Annotated in this window: 17 protein-coding genes; 8 read left to right on the forward strand and 9 right to left on the reverse strand. The window is 68.9% G+C overall.

The features are described 5' to 3' along the window. The 3 genes from CHC08_RS43420 to CHC08_RS43430 all read left to right on the forward strand — a co-directional run. Nucleotides 1-1108: dolichyl-phosphate-mannose--protein mannosyltransferase (locus tag CHC08_RS43420; protein ID WP_143653614.1), on the forward strand; the 1108-nt coding region annotated here is incomplete at its 5' end. 110 nt (nt 1109-1218) lie between these two features. Then, entirely contained in the window at nt 1219-2433 is a 1215-nt protein-coding gene (locus CHC08_RS43425; RefSeq protein WP_089213232.1) for a hypothetical protein, read from the forward strand. A 241-nt stretch (nt 2434-2674) separates the two neighbouring features. Next, complete coding sequence (locus CHC08_RS43430; protein WP_245878928.1) at nt 2675-4027, forward strand: AI-2E family transporter; 1353 nt, start codon at nt 2675-2677, stop codon at nt 4025-4027. 292 nt (nt 4028-4319) lie between these two features. On the opposite strand, the gene CHC08_RS43435 is transcribed toward CHC08_RS43430, so the two are convergent. Next, on the reverse strand, nt 4320-4796 hold the full coding sequence (locus CHC08_RS43435) for a winged helix-turn-helix transcriptional regulator (protein WP_245878929.1): 477 nt from the start codon (nt 4794-4796) through the stop codon (nt 4320-4322). Between the two features lie 96 nt (nt 4797-4892). On the opposite strand from CHC08_RS43435, the gene CHC08_RS43440 reads away from it, so the two are divergent. Next, complete coding sequence (locus CHC08_RS43440) at nt 4893-6359, forward strand: MFS transporter (RefSeq protein ID WP_089213234.1); 1467 nt, start codon at nt 4893-4895, stop codon at nt 6357-6359. A 64-nt stretch (nt 6360-6423) separates the two neighbouring features. Here the strand turns inward: CHC08_RS43440 and CHC08_RS43445 are convergent, their stop codons facing one another. Beyond that, nucleotides 6424-7158, reverse strand: coding sequence for a Type 1 glutamine amidotransferase-like domain-containing protein (locus CHC08_RS43445; protein ID WP_089213259.1), 735 nt, complete (start codon nt 7156-7158; stop codon nt 6424-6426). Nucleotides 7159-7317: 159 nt separating this feature from the next. On the opposite strand from CHC08_RS43445, the gene CHC08_RS43450 reads away from it, so the two are divergent. Further along, on the forward strand, nt 7318-8079 hold the full coding sequence (locus CHC08_RS43450) for a group II truncated hemoglobin (RefSeq protein WP_089213235.1): 762 nt from the start codon (nt 7318-7320) through the stop codon (nt 8077-8079). Between the two features lie 45 nt (nt 8080-8124). On the opposite strand, the gene CHC08_RS43455 is transcribed toward CHC08_RS43450, so the two are convergent. Then, nucleotides 8125-8601, reverse strand: a complete 477-nt coding sequence (locus CHC08_RS43455) for an NUDIX domain-containing protein (RefSeq protein WP_089213236.1) — start codon at nt 8599-8601, stop codon at nt 8125-8127. 265 nt (nt 8602-8866) lie between these two features. On the opposite strand from CHC08_RS43455, the gene CHC08_RS43460 reads away from it, so the two are divergent. Then, nucleotides 8867-9511 (forward strand): SRPBCC family protein, encoded by a 645-nt coding sequence (locus CHC08_RS43460; RefSeq protein ID WP_089213237.1) that lies wholly within the window; start codon nt 8867-8869, stop codon nt 9509-9511. Nucleotides 9512-9728: 217 nt separating this feature from the next. Here CHC08_RS43460 and CHC08_RS43465 read toward each other — a convergent pair whose 3' ends face one another. From CHC08_RS43465 to CHC08_RS43475, 4 genes are all read right to left on the reverse strand, one after another. Then, nucleotides 9729-10769, reverse strand: coding sequence for a scabin-related ADP-ribosyltransferase (locus tag CHC08_RS43465; protein ID WP_089213238.1), 1041 nt, complete (start codon nt 10767-10769; stop codon nt 9729-9731). 74 nt (nt 10770-10843) lie between these two features. Then, nucleotides 10844-11188 carry a hypothetical protein gene (locus CHC08_RS43470; RefSeq protein ID WP_089213239.1) on the reverse strand — a complete coding sequence of 115 codons (345 nt, stop codon included), beginning with the start codon at nt 11186-11188 and terminating at the stop codon, nt 10844-10846. 38 nt (nt 11189-11226) lie between these two features. Continuing rightward, nucleotides 11227-11394 (reverse strand): DUF5360 family protein, encoded by a 168-nt coding sequence (locus CHC08_RS50280; RefSeq protein WP_179282558.1) that lies wholly within the window; start codon nt 11392-11394, stop codon nt 11227-11229. A 60-nt stretch (nt 11395-11454) separates the two neighbouring features. Then, nucleotides 11455-12459, reverse strand: coding sequence for a helix-turn-helix transcriptional regulator (locus CHC08_RS43475; RefSeq protein WP_089213240.1), 1005 nt, complete (start codon nt 12457-12459; stop codon nt 11455-11457). Between the two features lie 12 nt (nt 12460-12471). Between CHC08_RS43475 and CHC08_RS43480 the strand changes: the two genes are divergently transcribed. Then, nucleotides 12472-12666 carry a hypothetical protein gene (locus CHC08_RS43480; protein WP_089213241.1) on the forward strand — a complete coding sequence of 65 codons (195 nt, stop codon included), beginning with the start codon at nt 12472-12474 and terminating at the stop codon, nt 12664-12666. A 27-nt stretch (nt 12667-12693) separates the two neighbouring features. On the opposite strand, the gene CHC08_RS43485 is transcribed toward CHC08_RS43480, so the two are convergent. Beyond that, nucleotides 12694-13947: a serine hydrolase domain-containing protein gene (locus tag CHC08_RS43485; protein ID WP_089213242.1), complete on the reverse strand. Its 1254-nt coding sequence runs from the start codon at nt 13945-13947 to the stop codon at nt 12694-12696. A 297-nt stretch (nt 13948-14244) separates the two neighbouring features. Continuing rightward, complete coding sequence (locus CHC08_RS43490; RefSeq protein ID WP_089213243.1) at nt 14245-15135, reverse strand: SDR family oxidoreductase; 891 nt, start codon at nt 15133-15135, stop codon at nt 14245-14247. Nucleotides 15136-15239: 104 nt separating this feature from the next. Here CHC08_RS43490 and CHC08_RS43495 point away from each other — a divergent pair, with 104 nt between their 5' ends. Next, nucleotides 15240-16112 (forward strand): helix-turn-helix domain-containing protein, encoded by an 873-nt coding sequence (locus CHC08_RS43495; RefSeq protein ID WP_245878930.1) that lies wholly within the window; start codon nt 15240-15242, stop codon nt 16110-16112. Nucleotides 16113-16125 lie beyond the last annotated feature (13 nt).

The raw sequence follows: 16125 nt of genomic DNA on the forward strand, positions 1-16125 counted from the left end.
GCTGGGCTGCCTGGCCGGTCTCCTGCTGTCCGTGGAAGGACTGCACCTGGTGCTGTCGCGGACGGCGCTGCTGGACATCTTCCTGATGTTCTGGGTGCTGGCCGGTTTCGCCTGCCTGGTAGCGGACCGGGATTGGGCTCGCGGTCGGCTCGTCGCCTGGTACGAGTCGTCGCCATTGAGCGATCAGGGTCCGGGGCTGGGTCTGCGGCCGTGGCGGATCGCCGCCGGGCTCTGCCTAGGCGCGGCGTGCGCGGTCAAGTGGTCGGGCATCTTCTTCCTGATCGGCTTCGCCGTGATGTCCCTGCTGTGGGACGCCGGAGCACGCAAGGCGGTCGGGCTGCGCAGGCCGTACGGCGGGGCACTGGCCAAGGACCTGCCTCCCGCCCTCCTGGCGATGGGCCTCCTCCCGGCGCTCACCTACGTGGCCTCGTGGACCGGCTGGTTCGTCTCCTCCGCCGGCTGGGGCCGCAACTGGGCGCAGGCCACCTCGCAGGGCCCGGCGTTCTTCGTCTTCGACTCGATCCGCTCGTGGCTGAGCTACCACATGCAGGTCCTGAGCTTCCACACCGGCCTGGCGACCCATCACAACTACCAGTCGACGCCGTGGAGCTGGCCGCTGCTGCTGCGCCCGGTGGCGTTCTTCTACGAGAGCCCCAAGACCGGCTGCGGGGCCGGCCAGAGCTGCTCCCAGGCCGTGCTCGGGGTCGGCACCCCGGTCATCTGGTACGGCGCGCTGGCCGCGCTGATCGCGATGATCGCCTGGTACGTCGCCACTCGCGACTGGCGTGCCGGAGCGGTACTGGCGAGTTACGCCTTCGGCTGGCTGCCCTGGTTCTACTGGGCGATCGCCGACAACCGGACGATGTTCCTGTTCTACGCGATTCCCATGGTCCCGTTCATGATCCTGGCGATCGTGCTCGCGGCCGGACTGATCATCGGTCCCGCGGACGCCCCACCGGTCCGGAGGATGGTCGGCGCCCTGGGCGTCGGCGTCTTCACACTGCTGGCACTTCTCAACTTCTGGTGGCTCTACCCGGTGCTCACCGCGGAGGTCCTCCCCTATGCGGAGTGGAGTGCGCGCATGCTTTTCAAGAAGGGTTGGATCTGACCGTCCACCTATGATCCACTTAAAGCAGATTCCTTAGGGTAGGCAGCGTGCACGATCCATTACGTCACGTTCATCGTCAGGGCAGGCCCGCATACGGCAGACTTCGCAATATGCCTGCACCGGACGTGGCCGCGCTCCTCTTCGAGCTGGAGCGTTCCGAGCCTGACTACGCCGAGCACGCCCGAAGCGCGATCGACTGGTTGACCGGTGGCGAGCCACTGGAGACGATCACAGAGCTCAACATGTGCGAGTTCCTCTGGTACACCCTGCCCACCAAGATCAGTGGTGACCGCGCCGCGGTCGCCCACGCGCTCGGCCGGCTCCTGCGGCTGGGCGGTCTCGAGCGCTACGCCGCTCTCTGCTCCTCTCCCACGACCGCGCAGATCCTCCGCACCTACAGCCGCCTCGGCGAGAGCGCCGGGATGGCCGCCTACCAGAGCGCCCTCGAGGCCACGGGGGTGTTCCCTCCCGACGTGCCGGAGCTGCGGTGGAGCTCGATCATGGGCCCGGAGGAGCTGGGCGCCCACGGCGCCTGCTCGGCCGCGCTGGAGCTGGCCATCGTCTCCGGAGAGCTCGCTCCCGGTTCCCCTGAACGGGAGACCCTCACCCGCCACTGGCTGACCACGCCCCGCGCCGAGTTAGGCGGCGACAACTGGCTCCACCGGGTCCAGGGCGAGCGGCTGAACCGCTGGGTCCTCGGCCGGGGCACCGCCTGGCGCGAGCTCGCCCAGCCCTTCGAGGTGCGCCTGCACGCTCCCATCCCGGCTCCGGACGAAGACCATCTGGAGGCGTTGCGCTGGCTGCTGGCCATGGGCTGCCGGCCCGGAGGGATCGCGCTGACCCAGCGGCACAACCTCGCCCGGTCCGTGCTCGCCGAGAGCACCTGGAGCGGCACCGAGCTGGCGGCGGCCCGCGAGGTGGCCCAGGGACAGATGAACGCGCTGGCCCAGGCCGGAAGGCGGCTGGTGACCACTCCCGCGGGCAAACTCCTGCTCGACGACCCCGACCTGCTCTGGGAGGCCGCGGCCGCCGCGCTGCTGGCCCCGGCGTCGGGGGAGAACGGATTCCGGGCCTCGGCCAGAGAGGTGGCGCTGATGCTGCTCGCCGACGACTCGCCCCTCGACCGTGACCGCGTCACCGCGGTGATCGACTGTGCGGAGTGGCAGACCCTGGAGGTCGACGCCTCGCTGGCCGAGCTGGGGCGGCGCCTGGACGCCTTCGGGCTCCGGGTGGAGGGCAAGCTCACCCCCGCGGGCCGATCGGCCGCCCTGGCCGCGCTGAGAAACCACGCCCTGCGGCCACGCCAGTACGTCAACATCGCCTGAAGCCATGTCCTTTCCAGTCTTCTCCAGGCTTTCCCCCCTCTTTCCAACAGAGCCGGTACGTTGAGGGGATGATGAAGACATCCGGTACAGCCGTATGGTCGCAGACCGGGGCGATTCCCAGCGCAGCCGTATGATCTCGGGCCGAGATGCTTCTCAGCGCGGCCGTACAGCCACGGGCCCAGAGGGTTCTCGACGCTACGTGTGGCTGATTATTCCGTTTCATCGTGGGCAGTGAGTGAAAGTGCCCGAGCCCACCTCCGTTGACCGCCCCGAAGTCCCGGCAACGTCCCCGCCCACCACCGGCGCCTCATCGGCCGGCTCGGGCGCCCTCACCGTCGACTCCTCAGCATCCGGGTCGACGACCCCGACCGGCGCCTCATCGCCGCCCAGACCGGCGGCCTCCACCGGCACCCCCTCACCGCCCAGACCGGCGACCCCGGCCGACGACCTCGGCGCCGTCCCCTCCGCGGTCGAACCGCTTCTCAGCTCCGCCGGTCCCGTGCTCCCGTTGAACGCCCCGTCCGCCTCCGAGCCCACTTCCAAGCTCCCCTTCGGCCGCCCGGGGCGCTCGATGAGCGGCAACCCCTTCGTGTTCGGCTTCACCGCCGCCCTCGGCGTGCTCACCGCGTGGTGGCTGGTGCAGGCCGTGATGAGCGCGAGTTCGGTGCTGATCCTCATCATCGTCTCGCTCTTCCTCGCCATCGGCCTGAATCCGGCCGTCGAGGCCCTTCAGAAACGCAGGCTCCCGCGCCTGGTCGCGATCACCATCGTCTTCCTCGGCGTCATCCTGGTCTTCGTCGCCTTCGGCCTGGCCGTGGTGCCTCCGCTCACCACGCAGTCCACGGAGTTCGTGGACAAGCTCCCGCAGTACGTCCAGGAACTGCAGAACAACCCGACGATCCGCGACCTGGACCAGCGTTTCCAGCTGCTGACCAAGCTCCAGCAGTACGTGACGAGCGGCGACTTCGGCACCCAGATGTTCGGCGGGGTGCTCGGCATCGGGTCGGTCGTCATCGGGGCGGTCTTCAACTCGCTGACGGTCCTGGTCCTGACGCTCTACTTCCTGGGCTCGCTGAACTCGCTCAAGAAGCTGGCCTACCGCCTGGTCCCCCGGTCCCGCCGGACCCGTGCCAGCCTGCTCGGCGACCAGATCATCGACAGCATCGGCGGCTACGTCGCCGGAAACCTGATCATCTCGCTGATCGCCGGCGTGACGACCTTCTTCTTCCTGACCTTCATGAAGGTGCCCTACGCCCTGGCCCTCGCCCTCCTCGTGGCCCTGACCGACCTCATCCCGCTGGTCGGCGCCTTCATCGGGGCAGGAGTCGCCTCCCTGGTCGGCTTTTTCGTCTCACCCACCGTCGGCATCGTCTGCCTCGTCTTCTTCACCATCTACCAGCAGATCGAGAACTACTGGATCGCGCCGAGCGTGATGAAGAGCTCGGTGGACGTTCCTCCACTCGCCACGATCGTCGGCGCCCTGCTCGGCGGTGCGCTGCTCGGCGTGCTGGGCGCGCTGCTGGGCATCCCGCTGGTCGCGGCCATCCTGCTCATCCTCCGCGAGGTGGTCTTCCCCCGTCAGGAACGGGCCTGATCGTTCCCGGGTCGGGATCTTCCCGCCCCGGAACGCCGCCGGCTCCCTCCGCGGGGTTTCCGGCAGGGCGCTACGGCGGATGTGTACGACGAGCGCTTCGGGCTCTCCGACAAGCAACTGGAGCCGCACGTCGCCAGGTTGCTTCCCCGGGAACGGCTTCTCGCGGAGTGCGACGTCATCGTGCTCCCCAAACCACCGGCCGAGGATCTCGCGGCGTTGCGCGAGGGGCAGACCCTCTGGGGCCGGCCGCACTGCGTCCAAGACCAGAAGGTGACCCACCGGGGCCTGGTGTCTATCCGCGGCGTGACGGCACCGCCTCGATGTCTTCGCGGGCCAGGGCGCGCCCGCAGTGGTGGCAGACGTGGTCGACGTCCAGACGGTGCCCGCAGTCGTGCCGGAACATCAGCGCGGGCTCTCGCACCACCCACTTGTCGCCCCACTGAAACAGGGAGAGCAGCACCGGAAACAACTCCCGGCCCGCTTCGGTGAGGTGGTACTCGTAGCGCGGAGGGTGCTCGCTGTACTGCCGCCGTTCGACCACTCCGGAGCCTTCGAGCTTGCGCAACCGGTCGGCGAGGATGTCGCGCGACGCACCGGTGAAACCGGCGATCTGCCCGAAGCGGTGGACGCCGTACCCCATCTCCCTGATTGCCAGCAGCGACCATCGCTCACCCAGGACGTCCAGCGAGGCGGCGAGCGAGCAGGGCCTGACGCCGACGGGCTGGTTCGCCATAACGGACGTTCCGCCGGGTCCTTCGTTCTTCTCCATCACATCAGAGTAGTCGGTTGTCTTTTCCTACGCACTCCTGTTAGCGTCCACCAGGTAAGTTGGAAATCACAACACACGATGTGACGAGGGCCTTTCATGTCCATCCCAGAGCCGGCACCGGCCGGCACGGCACACGGAGCGACGCCGTCCGGCGTGCGGACCGCGATACCGAGCCCCGCCGAGGCATCGGCGACGAGACGCCACGGACTGCGGGTGCTGGCCCTGGGCAGCCTCGGGGTGTTCGTGGTGTTCCTGGACACCACGATCGTGAACGTCGCGTTCGAGACGATCAGCCGCAGCTTCCACACGACGATCGGGCACCTCGCGTGGGTGCTGAACGCCTACAGCCTGGTCTTCGCGGCCATGCTGATCCCGGCGGGCCGCCTGGCCGACAGGTACGGCCGCAAGCGCATGTTCCTGATCGGGCTGACCGGCTTCGCCGTGATGAGCGCGCTGTGCGGCCTCGCCCCGGATGCCGGGGTGCTCATCGCCGGCCGGGCTCTGCAGGCCGTCTTCGCGGCTCTCGTGGTCCCGACCTCCCTGGCCCTGGTCCTGCCCGAGTTCCCGGCCGGCAGGCGCCACGTCGCGGTCGGCACCTGGGGGGCGATGGGCGCGGCGGCGGCGGCCCTCGGCCCGACCCTGGGCGCACTGCTCACCGAGTACGCCTCGTGGCGGTGGATCTTCCTGGTTAACGTCCCGATCTGCGCGATCGTCATCGCCTTCGGCGTGCGCCTGCTGCGGGAGTCCCGTGACCCGCACGCCACCGGCATCCCCGACCCGATCGGGGTCGTGCTGGTCGCCGCCGTTCCCGCGCTCCTCAGCCTCGCCATCATCGAGGGCCCGGCCTGGGGCTGGTCCGACCCCCGGGTGATCGGCGCGTTCGTCCTCGCCGCGGTGTTGCTTCCCGCCTTCCTGTGGCGCTCCGCGGTCGCCGCACACCCGGTGATGGACCTCGCGCTGTTCAAGGTCCGGCAGTTCCGCCTGACCAACGCCGCCACCCTGCTGTTCGCCACCGCGTTCTACGGGATGCTGCTCGGCAACATCATCTTCCTGCAGACCGTGTGGCACTACTCGGTCCTGATCGCCGCGCTCGCGAGCGCCCCCGGCCCCCTGGTGGTCACCCTGGTCGCCCGGTCGGCCAGCAAGCTGGCCGACCGCATCGGCTACCGTCCCGTGCTGATCGCCGGAGCCGTCTTCTGGGCCGCCGGTTCGGCGGCGTTCGCGCTCATGGTCGGCGGGTCTCCGCAGTGGGCGACCCACTGGCTGCCCTGGACCCTGCTCATCGGACTCGGCATCGGACTGACGCTCCCCGTCCAGTCCGGTGCCGCCGTCGAGTCGCTGCCGGCGGCCCACTACGCCATCGGCTCGGCCGTCAACTCCAGTTTCAGGCAGCTGGGCGCCGTACTCGGCATCAGCGTCTTCGTCGCCGTCCTGGGCGCCTCCACCCCGGCCACGGCTCTGGACGACTTCCATCGCACCTGGTGGGTGTTCGCGGCGGTGGGCCTGGCCGCCGGCGCCGTCCTGCTCGTTCCGCGGCTGCGACGCGGCCCCGTACAGGCCTGACCGCCGGCCTCGCGGGCGAGCGAGCGGCGCTCGCGGGAGGTCCGGAAATCGCCGACGGCCGGTCTCAGGGCAGCCAGTGACGAGCGGGAAGGACTTTCTCCCGGTGCTGCCCCGCGCCATCGGATTCGACGAACCACGCGTGCCGATCCGGAAGGACGCCGAGGACCTCGTGGAGCCGGGTGCCTACGTAGTGCAGGGCGACGCCGTCCTCGGTCGCGTAGCCCGAGGGGAGATCGCCCTTGCCGACGAGCTCGCGAAAACGCCGGCGCCGAGGCTGGTCGCCCAGGTCGTCGTGGACCCCGTTGCTGAACGGCAGGAGGCCCAGCCCGTTGTCGACGGCGCCGAGGTCGTCGCCGAAGGAGTCGGTCACTCCGCCCAGATGCCAGCAGAGGCTGCCCGCGCTCTGCCCGGCCAGCACCACCCCCGCCTCCCAGCACTCCCGCAAGATCGCGTCAAGCCGATGCGCACGCCACACCGCCAGCAGGTTCACCACGCTGCCGCCCGACACGAAGATCACATCCTGAGCCAGCAGATGAGCCCGGACGTCGGCCACGTTCGGCCGGACGAACAGCTCCAGGTGTGACAGGTCGGCGTCCCCGAAGGACCCGGCCCGCGCATACCAGTGATCGATGTATTCGCGGGAGTCACCCACCGCGGTGGCGATGAGACACATACGCGGCCTGGGCACACCGGTGAGCCGCATCGCCTGCCATATCTGAACGCCCACCCGCTCCGGAGGAAAATCCTCGGGCGGATTGAGCACTCCCGAACACGCCAAGATCTGCCGCTCTCTGACCATGAACACATCGCCTTGCCTGGTAGAGGTTCCTCGCAAATCAGCGTCGCCCGCGCACAGGCCTCCGTGACATGACCGGCGTACGCTCTCCCAAAACCTTGCCAATCCTTGATTACAAGATTACGTTGATTCGCGTCGAACCCCTTAAAGCCGGAGATCCGTGTGACCGTCGAATACATCCGCTACCGCGTTCCCGAAGATCGGCACGACACGTTCGAGGCCGCCTACACACGAGCCGCCGCCTGTCTCCGCGCCGCCCCGCAGTGCGTGGACTACGAGCTCGCCCGGTGCGAGGAGGAGCCTTCCTGCCACATCCTGCGAATCACCTGGACCTCGGTGCACGACCACCTGGAGGGGTTCCGGAAGAGTGAGAACTTCGCACTCTTTTTCGCCGAGATCCGGCCGTACGTGCCGTACATCGAGGAGATGCGCCACTACCGTCCCACCGCCGTCCACGGCCAGGGCGGCTCGATCCCGACGCTCTACGAGTGGGCCGGTGGAGCCGAGGCCCTTGAGCGGTTGACCGAGCGGTTCTACGAGCACGTCGTGACGGACGACCTGCTCAAGCCGCTCTTCGCCCACATGAACTCCGACCACCCGCGCTACGTGGCCATGTGGTTGTCAGAGGTCTTCGGCGGACCTTCCCGCTACACGGACGAGCGCGGTGGTTACCCGCACATGCTCTCCAAGCACCTCGGCAGGGCGATCGGCGAGCCGCAGCGCCGCCGCTGGGTGAGCCTGCTGCTGGACGCGGCCGACGAGGTGGGCCTCCCCGGCGATCCGGAGTTCCGTGCGGCCTTCGCCGGCTACATCGAGTGGGGCACCCGCCTGGCGGTGGAGAACTCCCGGCCCGGCGCCGACCCGATCCGGCAGGCTCCCGTTCCCCACTGGGGCTGGGGCGTCGCCCCGCCGTACCTGCCCTGACGGTCAGCACTCGGCAGCCTTCCCGAGCTCGTCCGGCGGTCGTCGTCACCCGGTCCGGAGCGCCTGGCCGTGCTCCAGGTAGACGGTCTCGCCCAGCTTGCGGGCGGTCGCGGCGGCTCTGACCCGGCGGGCCAGGCGCTCGGCCAGAAGACCGTCCACATCCTCGACCGCGTGAAAGGCGAAGGCGGTCAGTTCGTTGTCGGCGAAGGTGATCGCCCCGAGCGTCTCCACGTCGAGCACGCCGCCGTCGAAGACGAACAGGACGATGTCCCCCACGTCCGGACCGGGCACCCAGTCGGCCACGAGAAGGCGTCCGATCGGCGGCCGGATGCCCAGCTCCTCGCCGATCTCTCGCACACAGGCCTCGTACGGCGTCTCCCCCGGCTCCACGCATCCCCCGGGGATGTCCCGCTGTGGCTTGTAGGACGGTTGGACGATCATGACCCGGTCGTCCTCGTCGAAGAAGAGCGCGCCCGCGGCGGCGCGCGCCCGGGCGAAGAACGGACCCTCCTGGTCGCTCATGATCTCGACCCTACGGGAATCCGGCCGTCCGGACGAGACTTGGGCGACGAGCCATCGCCGTCATCGCAACACCGCCGCATAAGCGCCTTGCAGCGTTCCACATATCCCAAATGGACTAAAACATTAGATAAGCGATTAAAAGGATCAAATGGGATAGAGAAGACAAAAAGTGTTTTGGGACTCTTCGGCGCGGAATTTCCTAAATCATGGCTATATGCGATAGAAGATCACTCGCACCTGCTGCCTGTCTCTTCTTGAGGTATACGTGAAGCTTCTCCGGCTCCTTGCGGCTCAGCTGTTCGCCGCGACCTTCGTTCTCGCCACCCTCTCCAGCCCCGCTCACGCCGACACCCCCGAGGGCGACGCCCAGCTCGCCCTCGAATGGCAGACCGCGTGGGACACCTACAAGTTCTACGACTCCACGCCCCCTCCCCGTCCGGGATCGGGGCGAAGCCGGGCCAAGAGCAGCATCTCCATCACCATCAACGCTCCGATCGAGCGCGTGTTCTCGTTGTATTCGAATATCAACAACCACGTCGGCATGCACTCGTTCCTGAAGCGGGTCGTCACCCACAAGGACTGGTACCGGAACCGCACGCGCTACATCAACTTCACCGCGGTCGAGGAGATCCCGTACGAGGGTGCGATCGTCGTCAGCAACACGCACGCACAGCAGCGCATCAACCGCGACAAGTTCTTCTATGAGACGGACACCTGGTCGCTGCCCAACGTCGTCACGCACCAGAAAATCGTCTTCGAGAAGAGGCCCGGCGGAAAGACCGAGGTCACCGAAAATCTCACCTTCGACGCGGACACCTCGCTGATCGACTTTGTCGTCGCGAACGGCACCGCCTCCCACGAGGTGAACCAGACGGCCCTCAAGCAGGCGATCGAGAGCGGCGAGCTCTGATCCACCCCGGCGCGGGGCGCACCCTCCGGGCGCGCCCCGCCCGATCCACCGCCCGGTGTGCCGTGTTTTCCCGGCAGTTGCCTGACGGTTGACCACCACTGCGAACCGTTGCATCGGGGAGGCGTCGTGGACTCCTCACCAAGCCGGCCCGCGGGAGCACCGGAGAAGCCGCGGAGCCCTCATCGGTTCCTGATTCGCGAGGCGCCGGTGACGAAGGTCAAGGACGGTAGTGGGGGTTGTTCACGTAGTCCCCGAACTTCTCCGTCGCGGCGTCGTAAGGGCGTGCCCCTCTGATGAATCGTCCTTCGATCCCTCCGGGGAACGCCACCTCCAGCTGGTGCCCGGTGCGAAGGGCGCTGCCCATGGTCTCGACGATGTCGATCCCGCCCGGCGCGTCCACGTCGTAGAGATATCGCATGGGGAATATGTCCATCGGATTGTCCAGCCGGCTGGTACCGACGAACGCCGACTGCTCGAACCGCAGATGGGATTCCAGATCGGTGTTGCCGGGGTTGCGCGGGTGGAAGCCCGTACCGAAGACCTCATCGGGGTGGCGGTCGTCGGCACGCCTGAGGATGAGCCGGTCAGTGCGCCACACCGGAGCGGGGGTGATCGCTTTGACGTTGACGGTCCGGTTGGCCGCCGCCCTCAGCGGATCCGGGCGGCCGAATCGCATCCGCAGTTGATTGGGGGCCTTGGCGTCGAGGATACGGCGGAGGCGGGCCTCGACGCCTCGGATCAGGGTCCTGCTGAAGAATCGTTCGAGTTCGCGTCGGAAGACGGCCACGGAGCGCTGGGCGAACACCCGCGAGCCGGTTATGGTCGTACGCGCCTGAACAACGGCCATACCGGCGGTGACGGTGGCCGCCACGGCAGCCCACACCAGGACGGCGGCCACGACGCCGGCTACGGCGATGAGGGCGATTTTGAGGGCCTCGACGAGGGTGGCCGCCAAATCGTGGCTGTCGGCCAGAGCGTGCAGGGTGGTGGCAAGGCTGGACAGGTGTCCGGAATCGTCGCCATCACTGTGGTAGCCGGCCCAGAACGAGGCGAGCGCGTCGATGTGGTCGCCGACATTGTTCGCGGTGACGAACCTGATGGCGTCGTGCGTGTCCTGGACGACGTCGGTGGTGAGCCCGGTGGCACAGGACCGGTAAGCGGCGGCGATCGTGCGCAGTCCGTCTTCGTTCTCGGTGGGCCATGGCACACCCAGCATCCCGAACGCGAACTCCAGCTCGGCCGGAAGCATCACCGCCATCCGGCCGGCTCTCGCCCGCTACCCACGCGACCCGGCCGTCGTACTCCTGGCCGACTCCAGCCGAGATGAACGGCTCACACCGAACGCCACCGCGTGGGGGGATCCAGATTCTGACCGACCGCACGGATGGCGGCGACGTCGGCGAGTTCGGCGGCATGTGCCTGGTCGGCCATCGCCTGGATGCTCGTACCGATCTCGCAGAGATTGGAGTGAAGGTGACCGCATGCCTGGCTGAGCCTCTCATTGACCTGATCCATGGCCATGCCGATGACGCCGATCCCCCACGCCGAGCGTTCGCCGCCGGCGACGGCCTGCAGCAACGCGTCCGCGTGCTGCCCGAACAGATCGACCGGCTCCCGCATGCGCAGCACGGCACCGGTCAACGACACTTGGTCGATCTCCAGCTCGCGCCCCACCATTCACCCCCACACCACTCAGATCGCGACAGAATCATAGGTTATTGCCCGACATCGCCGGCCCCGTCACGGTTCAGTCTGGCCAGCAGCCGGTCGGCGCAGTCGGCGAACGCCCACTCCAGGGGGATCAGGCCCAGGCCGGTGATGGTGAAATAGGCCTTGAAGCCGAGGTCGGTCACCAGCATCAACGCCTTGGTGATGCGCAGCACGGTCGATTGCCTCCATGAGATAGCGGCGAGTCCGCTCGTGCAGTTCCGGCCCCGGTTCGCTCAGTCCGAGCAGCCTGACGGCTCACCAGCCGTCGACGGCCAGTCGGGCGGCTGTCGCGGCGGCCGGGTCGATGCCGTCTTCGGTGCGCCGGACCTGCCAGGCCGCGAACCGCCGGCGCGCAGGAAGAGCTCGCCCATGGCGTGGATGTAGTCGCGGAACTCGGCGGGCTGGACGACGTCGAACTCGGCGTCCACCGCCGCGAGGATCATGACCGGCCAGTCGAAGGCGTCGACGCTCATGTGCAGGCGGCAGGCATGGTCGTCGACGGGCTCGACCCTTCCTCCGGTGACGGCGACGACCTGCTCGACGTCACCGGGCGGGGCGTGGAGGTGGACCACGATGTCGTAGCGGGTGGGGCGGGCATCGATCCGGTTCTGGACGAACGCGGCGGCGTCGGCCGCGGGCAACTCCCGCCGGCGGAACCGGGCTCCGGTGGTGGCCGGGCCGGTGAGGCGGTCGAGGCGGAAGACGCGCCAGTCGGCGCGCTCGAGGTCCCAGGCGACCAGATACCAGCGGCGCTTGAGCGAGACCAGCCGGTGCGGTTCCACCAGCCGGGTGACCGGCTCGCCTGCGGGGGTGGCGTAGGTGAAGGTGAGCCGTTCGTCGTCGCGGCAGGCCTGGGCGATCACGGTGAGGGTGGTCGCACCGACCCGGGGGCCGTTCGCCGCCGGGGCGACGGTGTAGGTCGACACGGCGTCGACGCGGCGGCGCAGGCGGGGCGGCATCACCTGGACGACCTTGGCCAGGGCGCGCAGCGAGGTCTCCTCGATGCCCTCGACGGTACCGCCGGTGCCGGTGCGCAGGCCGACCGCGATGGCGACGGCCTCGTCGCCGTCGAGCAGCAGGGGCGGCATCGCCGTACCGGATTGGAGTTGGTAGCCGCCGGCGACGCCGCGGCTGGCGGCGACCGGGTAGCCCAGCTCGCGCAGTCGGTCGATGTCTCGGCGCAGGGTGCGCTCGCTCACCTGGAGCCGGTCGGCCAGTTCCAGACCGGGCCAGTCCACCGACGACTACCCGTGGGTCCGGCCGCTCTGGTCGTCAAGCTCTTCGAACCCCTGGGCAGCAGGGACGAGGCCGCCGTGACCGAGGAGGGTGTTCGCCTGCTGCGCTTCGTGGTCGCCGACACCGACGGCCACGACATCCGCTTCCATTCCGTCGACGGCGTCCGCTGCTCGCGAGCACGGCCGACTCGCCCCCGCCGTAACCCGTGAACGGCCCGGCGAGGGCGAAAGGGGCGCTCAGAAGTAACGGGAGCTGAGGTCGGTGGTGGGCCAGGTGGTGACCTTGCCGATCTCGGCGTTCATCTGCGGGCTCAGCACGTCGAAGTCGAGGCTGCCGCTCTCCTCCCGGCGGTTGAACAGCGCGGCGTAGGTGAAGCCGTTCTGCAGCCGGGCCAGGTAGGTGTAGGTGCCGGGCAGCGAGCCGTCATGCCAGGTGTTGAGGTGCCCGGTCACCTGGCGCACCCACCAGCCCGCGCCGTACCAGGAACCGCTCGCGGTGACGCCGATCTCCGGCTTGGCGAACATCCTGCCGATGGAGGTCGCGTTGAGCACCGGACCGGCCGCGTCGAAGATCCTTGCGAACCTGACCAGGTCCACCGCGGAGGCCAGCCAGCCGCCGCCGGGGGCGCGGTTGGTCATGCTGAAGCCGCCGTACGGGGTGGGCACCACGGAGCTCGCAGGACTCGTCACGGTTTTACTGGTGTAGCGCGACTCGTAGAACACCTCGCCGGGCGCGGCCTCTGCGCGGAGCGTACGGCCGAGCCGCAACCGGGTGATGCCGACGGGCGCCAGCAGCTTCTGCTTGACGTAGGACTCGTAGCTCTGGCCGGAGACCTTCGCGACGATCCGGCCGAGCAGCATGTAACCGTAGTTGCTGTAGGCGTACCGGCTGCCGGGGGCGAAGTCGAGCGGGCGGCTGCTCGCATACTTGATGATGTGGTCCTGGGTGATCGGCAACGGTACGCCGAGCGCGTCGGCGATCACGTGGTCCAGATACAGATAGTCCTGCGAGAGGGCGAGGTCCCAGCCGCCGGTGTGCTGCAGCAGCCGCCACACCGTCACATCGGCCAGCCGGGGATCCGCGGCGGTGGACAGGCCGAGCAGGCTCGCCACCGAGGCGCCCAGGGTGAGCTTGCCGTCCTGGACCAGGCGCATGATGGCGGTGGCGGTGATGTGCTTGCTCAGGCTCGCGACCCGGAAAAGCGAGGTGGGCGACACCGCGGGGACGGTCCGGCCGTCGCTGGAGTACCGGTAACCACGTGCCAGGACGAGCTTGCCGTTCTTGGCGATGGCGAGCTGAGCGCAGGAGATGTCGCGCTCGGTGATGTAGGTCTTCAGGACCCGGTCGAACCCGGCGAGCGCGGCGGGCACGACCCCGGACACCTCCACCGCCGGGGCGCTGCTCGCCCGCACGGACGGCGCGCCGAACACGACCGCGGGGACCATCGCGGTACCTGCCTGGAGAAGTCTTCGCCTGCTGAGCAGCGTCACATGCGCTCCCTGGATCGGCGGTTCGAAGGGGATCTTGATATCGGTAGCGGATCTTAGAGCGCATTTTCGGCTTGCGCCAACCAGGACTTTTCAGGGCACCGTATTCGGTGCCCCAGCACCTTCGGGAGCCCGGCCGCCCCGGAAGCCAGGCGACGATCCCCCATGGTGACGTCCTGCGGCCCCGCTCCTCTCCGCTGCCGGCGTCATGAGCCCGGAGGTCATCGTCAGCACGAGGAAGACCAGCGTCAGCGGCGGATCACTCGGCGTTGTGCTGCGGCATGGCCGGACGGCCCGCACCTACCTGTCGCGTTTCTCAGCGTCCAGGTCGGCCGGGCCGCCTGTGGTCACGCCCTCCAGCGGGGCGTCCGTCGCCTCCGCCGACTCGCGCTGGGTGCGGACATCGGCCAGTCGGGTGTTCAGCGCGTTTTCGATGGCCTGGTAGGCGTCGCTGCCCAGGACCAGGCGGCGGGGTGCCGGGTCCTGGTCGACGCTGGCGATCATCGCGGCGGCCATCAGGGCCGGGTCGCCTACACCTTGGGTCGTGCGTTCGGTGAGGATGCGGCGGATTCCCGCGACGGGCGTGCCGTCGTAGGCCTCGATGCGGTCGGCCAGCACCGAACCGCCGTAGCGGAAGTTGGTGCGGGCGCCGCCCGGTTCGACGATGGTGACGCCGATGCCGAACGGGGCCACCTCGCCCGCCAGCGCATCCGCGAAACCTTCGACGCCCCACTTCGTGGCGTGGTAGAGGGATCCGCCCGGCCACGCTGCCTGGCCGCCCACCGAGGACAGTTGCAGGATCCGGCCGCCGCCCTGCCGTCGCAGGTGCGGCAGCGCGGCCCGGATCAGCCGGATCGAACCGGTCAGATTGGTCGCGATCTGGTGCGCCATCTGCTCGTCGGTCAACTCCTCGGCCGCGCCCATCAGGCCGTACCCGGCATTGCTGACCACGACGTCGATCCGGGCCAGGGCGGCCCAGGCCTCGTCGACCACCGCGGTGATCTCGGCCGGGTCGGTGACGTCGAGGTGGGCCGCGCGGAAGGCGTCCGGCCAGCGGGCCGACAGGTCCTCGACGCTGCCCGCGGCGCGGAAGGTACCGACGACGCGGTCGCCGCGGGACAGCAGTTGCTCGCTGAGGTGCCGGCCGAAACCGCTGTTCGCGCCGGTGATGAGCCAGGTTCGTGAAGTCATGCCAGCAGCGTGCGCCGGATCCCGGCACATCAGCCATTGCCCTGGTGAGAGGGGTGCTGCCAGGGCTACCCAGAAGGGACTCCACCCCGCTTATGGTCGGGAGTGTGAACCTGATCGGCGAATACCTGCGGGCCCGGCGCGAGCTGATCCGGCCCGAGGATGTCGGGCTGCCCGACAACGGCCATCGGCGCGTGCCGGGGCTGCGACGGGACGAACTGGCCATGCTCTCCGGGATCAGCACCGAGTACTACACGCGGCTCGAGCAGGGCCGCGACCGGCGTCCCTCACCCCAGGTGCTCGATGCGATCGCCCGCGCGCTCGGCCTCGACGAGGACGCCACCGCGCACCTGCACGCGCTCGGCACCCCGCAGGAACCTCGGCGGCGGCGCCCAGCGCGGGTCCGACCAGGCGTGCAACCTCTGCTTGATGCCTGGCACAACACTCCCGCCTACGTCCAGGGGCCGTTCCAGGACGTCCTGGCGGCCAACCGTCTCGCCGTGGCGTTGTCTCCGGTCTTCACCCCGGGCAGCAACATTCTTCGCTCGGTGCTGCTCGACCCCACCTCGCAGGAGTCTCTGCCCGACTGGCAGAACCGGGTCGGCAGCCTGGTCGCCGCCCTGCGGGTGATGGCCGGTCCGGACGTCAACGACCCGCGCTTGACCGACCTGGTCGGCGAACTGTCGGTGAAGAGCGACCTGTTCCGCCGGCTCTGGTCGCGCCACGACGCCAAGCCGCATCCGGGCGGGGGTGTGCACCGCCTGCGCAACCCGCTCGTCGGCGACCTCGAACTGCACTACGAGAAGTTCGCCGTCACCGGCGCCGACCGGCAACTGCTCGTCGTCTACCGCGCCGAGCCGGGCTCGCCGAGCGCCGACGCCCTCACCCTGCTGGGGTCGTTGCCGGAGGAATCCACTCCTCGCCGTCCCCATACGACGGATCGAAGCGCGCCTCGAAGCCACGCGCGTCCCGCTCACTGACCGTCAGATGCTC

It is taken from the genome of Streptosporangium subroseum (assembly GCF_900188345.1).
In the GTDB taxonomy this organism is placed as follows: Bacteria; Actinomycetota; Actinomycetes; order Streptosporangiales; family Streptosporangiaceae; genus Streptosporangium; species Streptosporangium subroseum.

Bases quoted from the DNA above. Each gene is read 5' to 3' on its own strand.
- CHC08_RS43470 (WP_089213239.1), bottom strand. From the start codon at position 11,188: ATGGTGGGGCGCGAGCTGGAGATCGACCAAGTGTCGTTGACCGGTGCC.
- CHC08_RS43440 (WP_089213234.1), top strand. From the start codon at position 4,893: ATGTCCATCCCAGAGCCGGCACCGGCCGGCACGGCACACGGAGCGACG.
- CHC08_RS43490 (WP_089213243.1), bottom strand. From the start codon at position 15,135: ATGACTTCACGAACCTGGCTCATCACCGGCGCGAACAGCGGTTTCGGC.
- CHC08_RS43455 (WP_089213236.1), bottom strand. From the start codon at position 8,601: ATGAGCGACCAGGAGGGTCCGTTCTTCGCCCGGGCGCGCGCCGCCGCG.
- CHC08_RS43445 (WP_089213259.1), bottom strand. From the start codon at position 7,158: ATGGTCAGAGAGCGGCAGATCTTGGCGTGTTCGGGAGTGCTCAATCCG.
- CHC08_RS43425 (WP_089213232.1), top strand. From the start codon at position 1,219: ATGCCTGCACCGGACGTGGCCGCGCTCCTCTTCGAGCTGGAGCGTTCC.
- CHC08_RS43465 (WP_089213238.1), bottom strand. From the start codon at position 10,769: ATGGCGGTGATGCTTCCGGCCGAGCTGGAGTTCGCGTTCGGGATGCTG.
- CHC08_RS43435 (WP_245878929.1), bottom strand. From the start codon at position 4,796: ATGGAGAAGAACGAAGGACCCGGCGGAACGTCCGTTATGGCGAACCAG.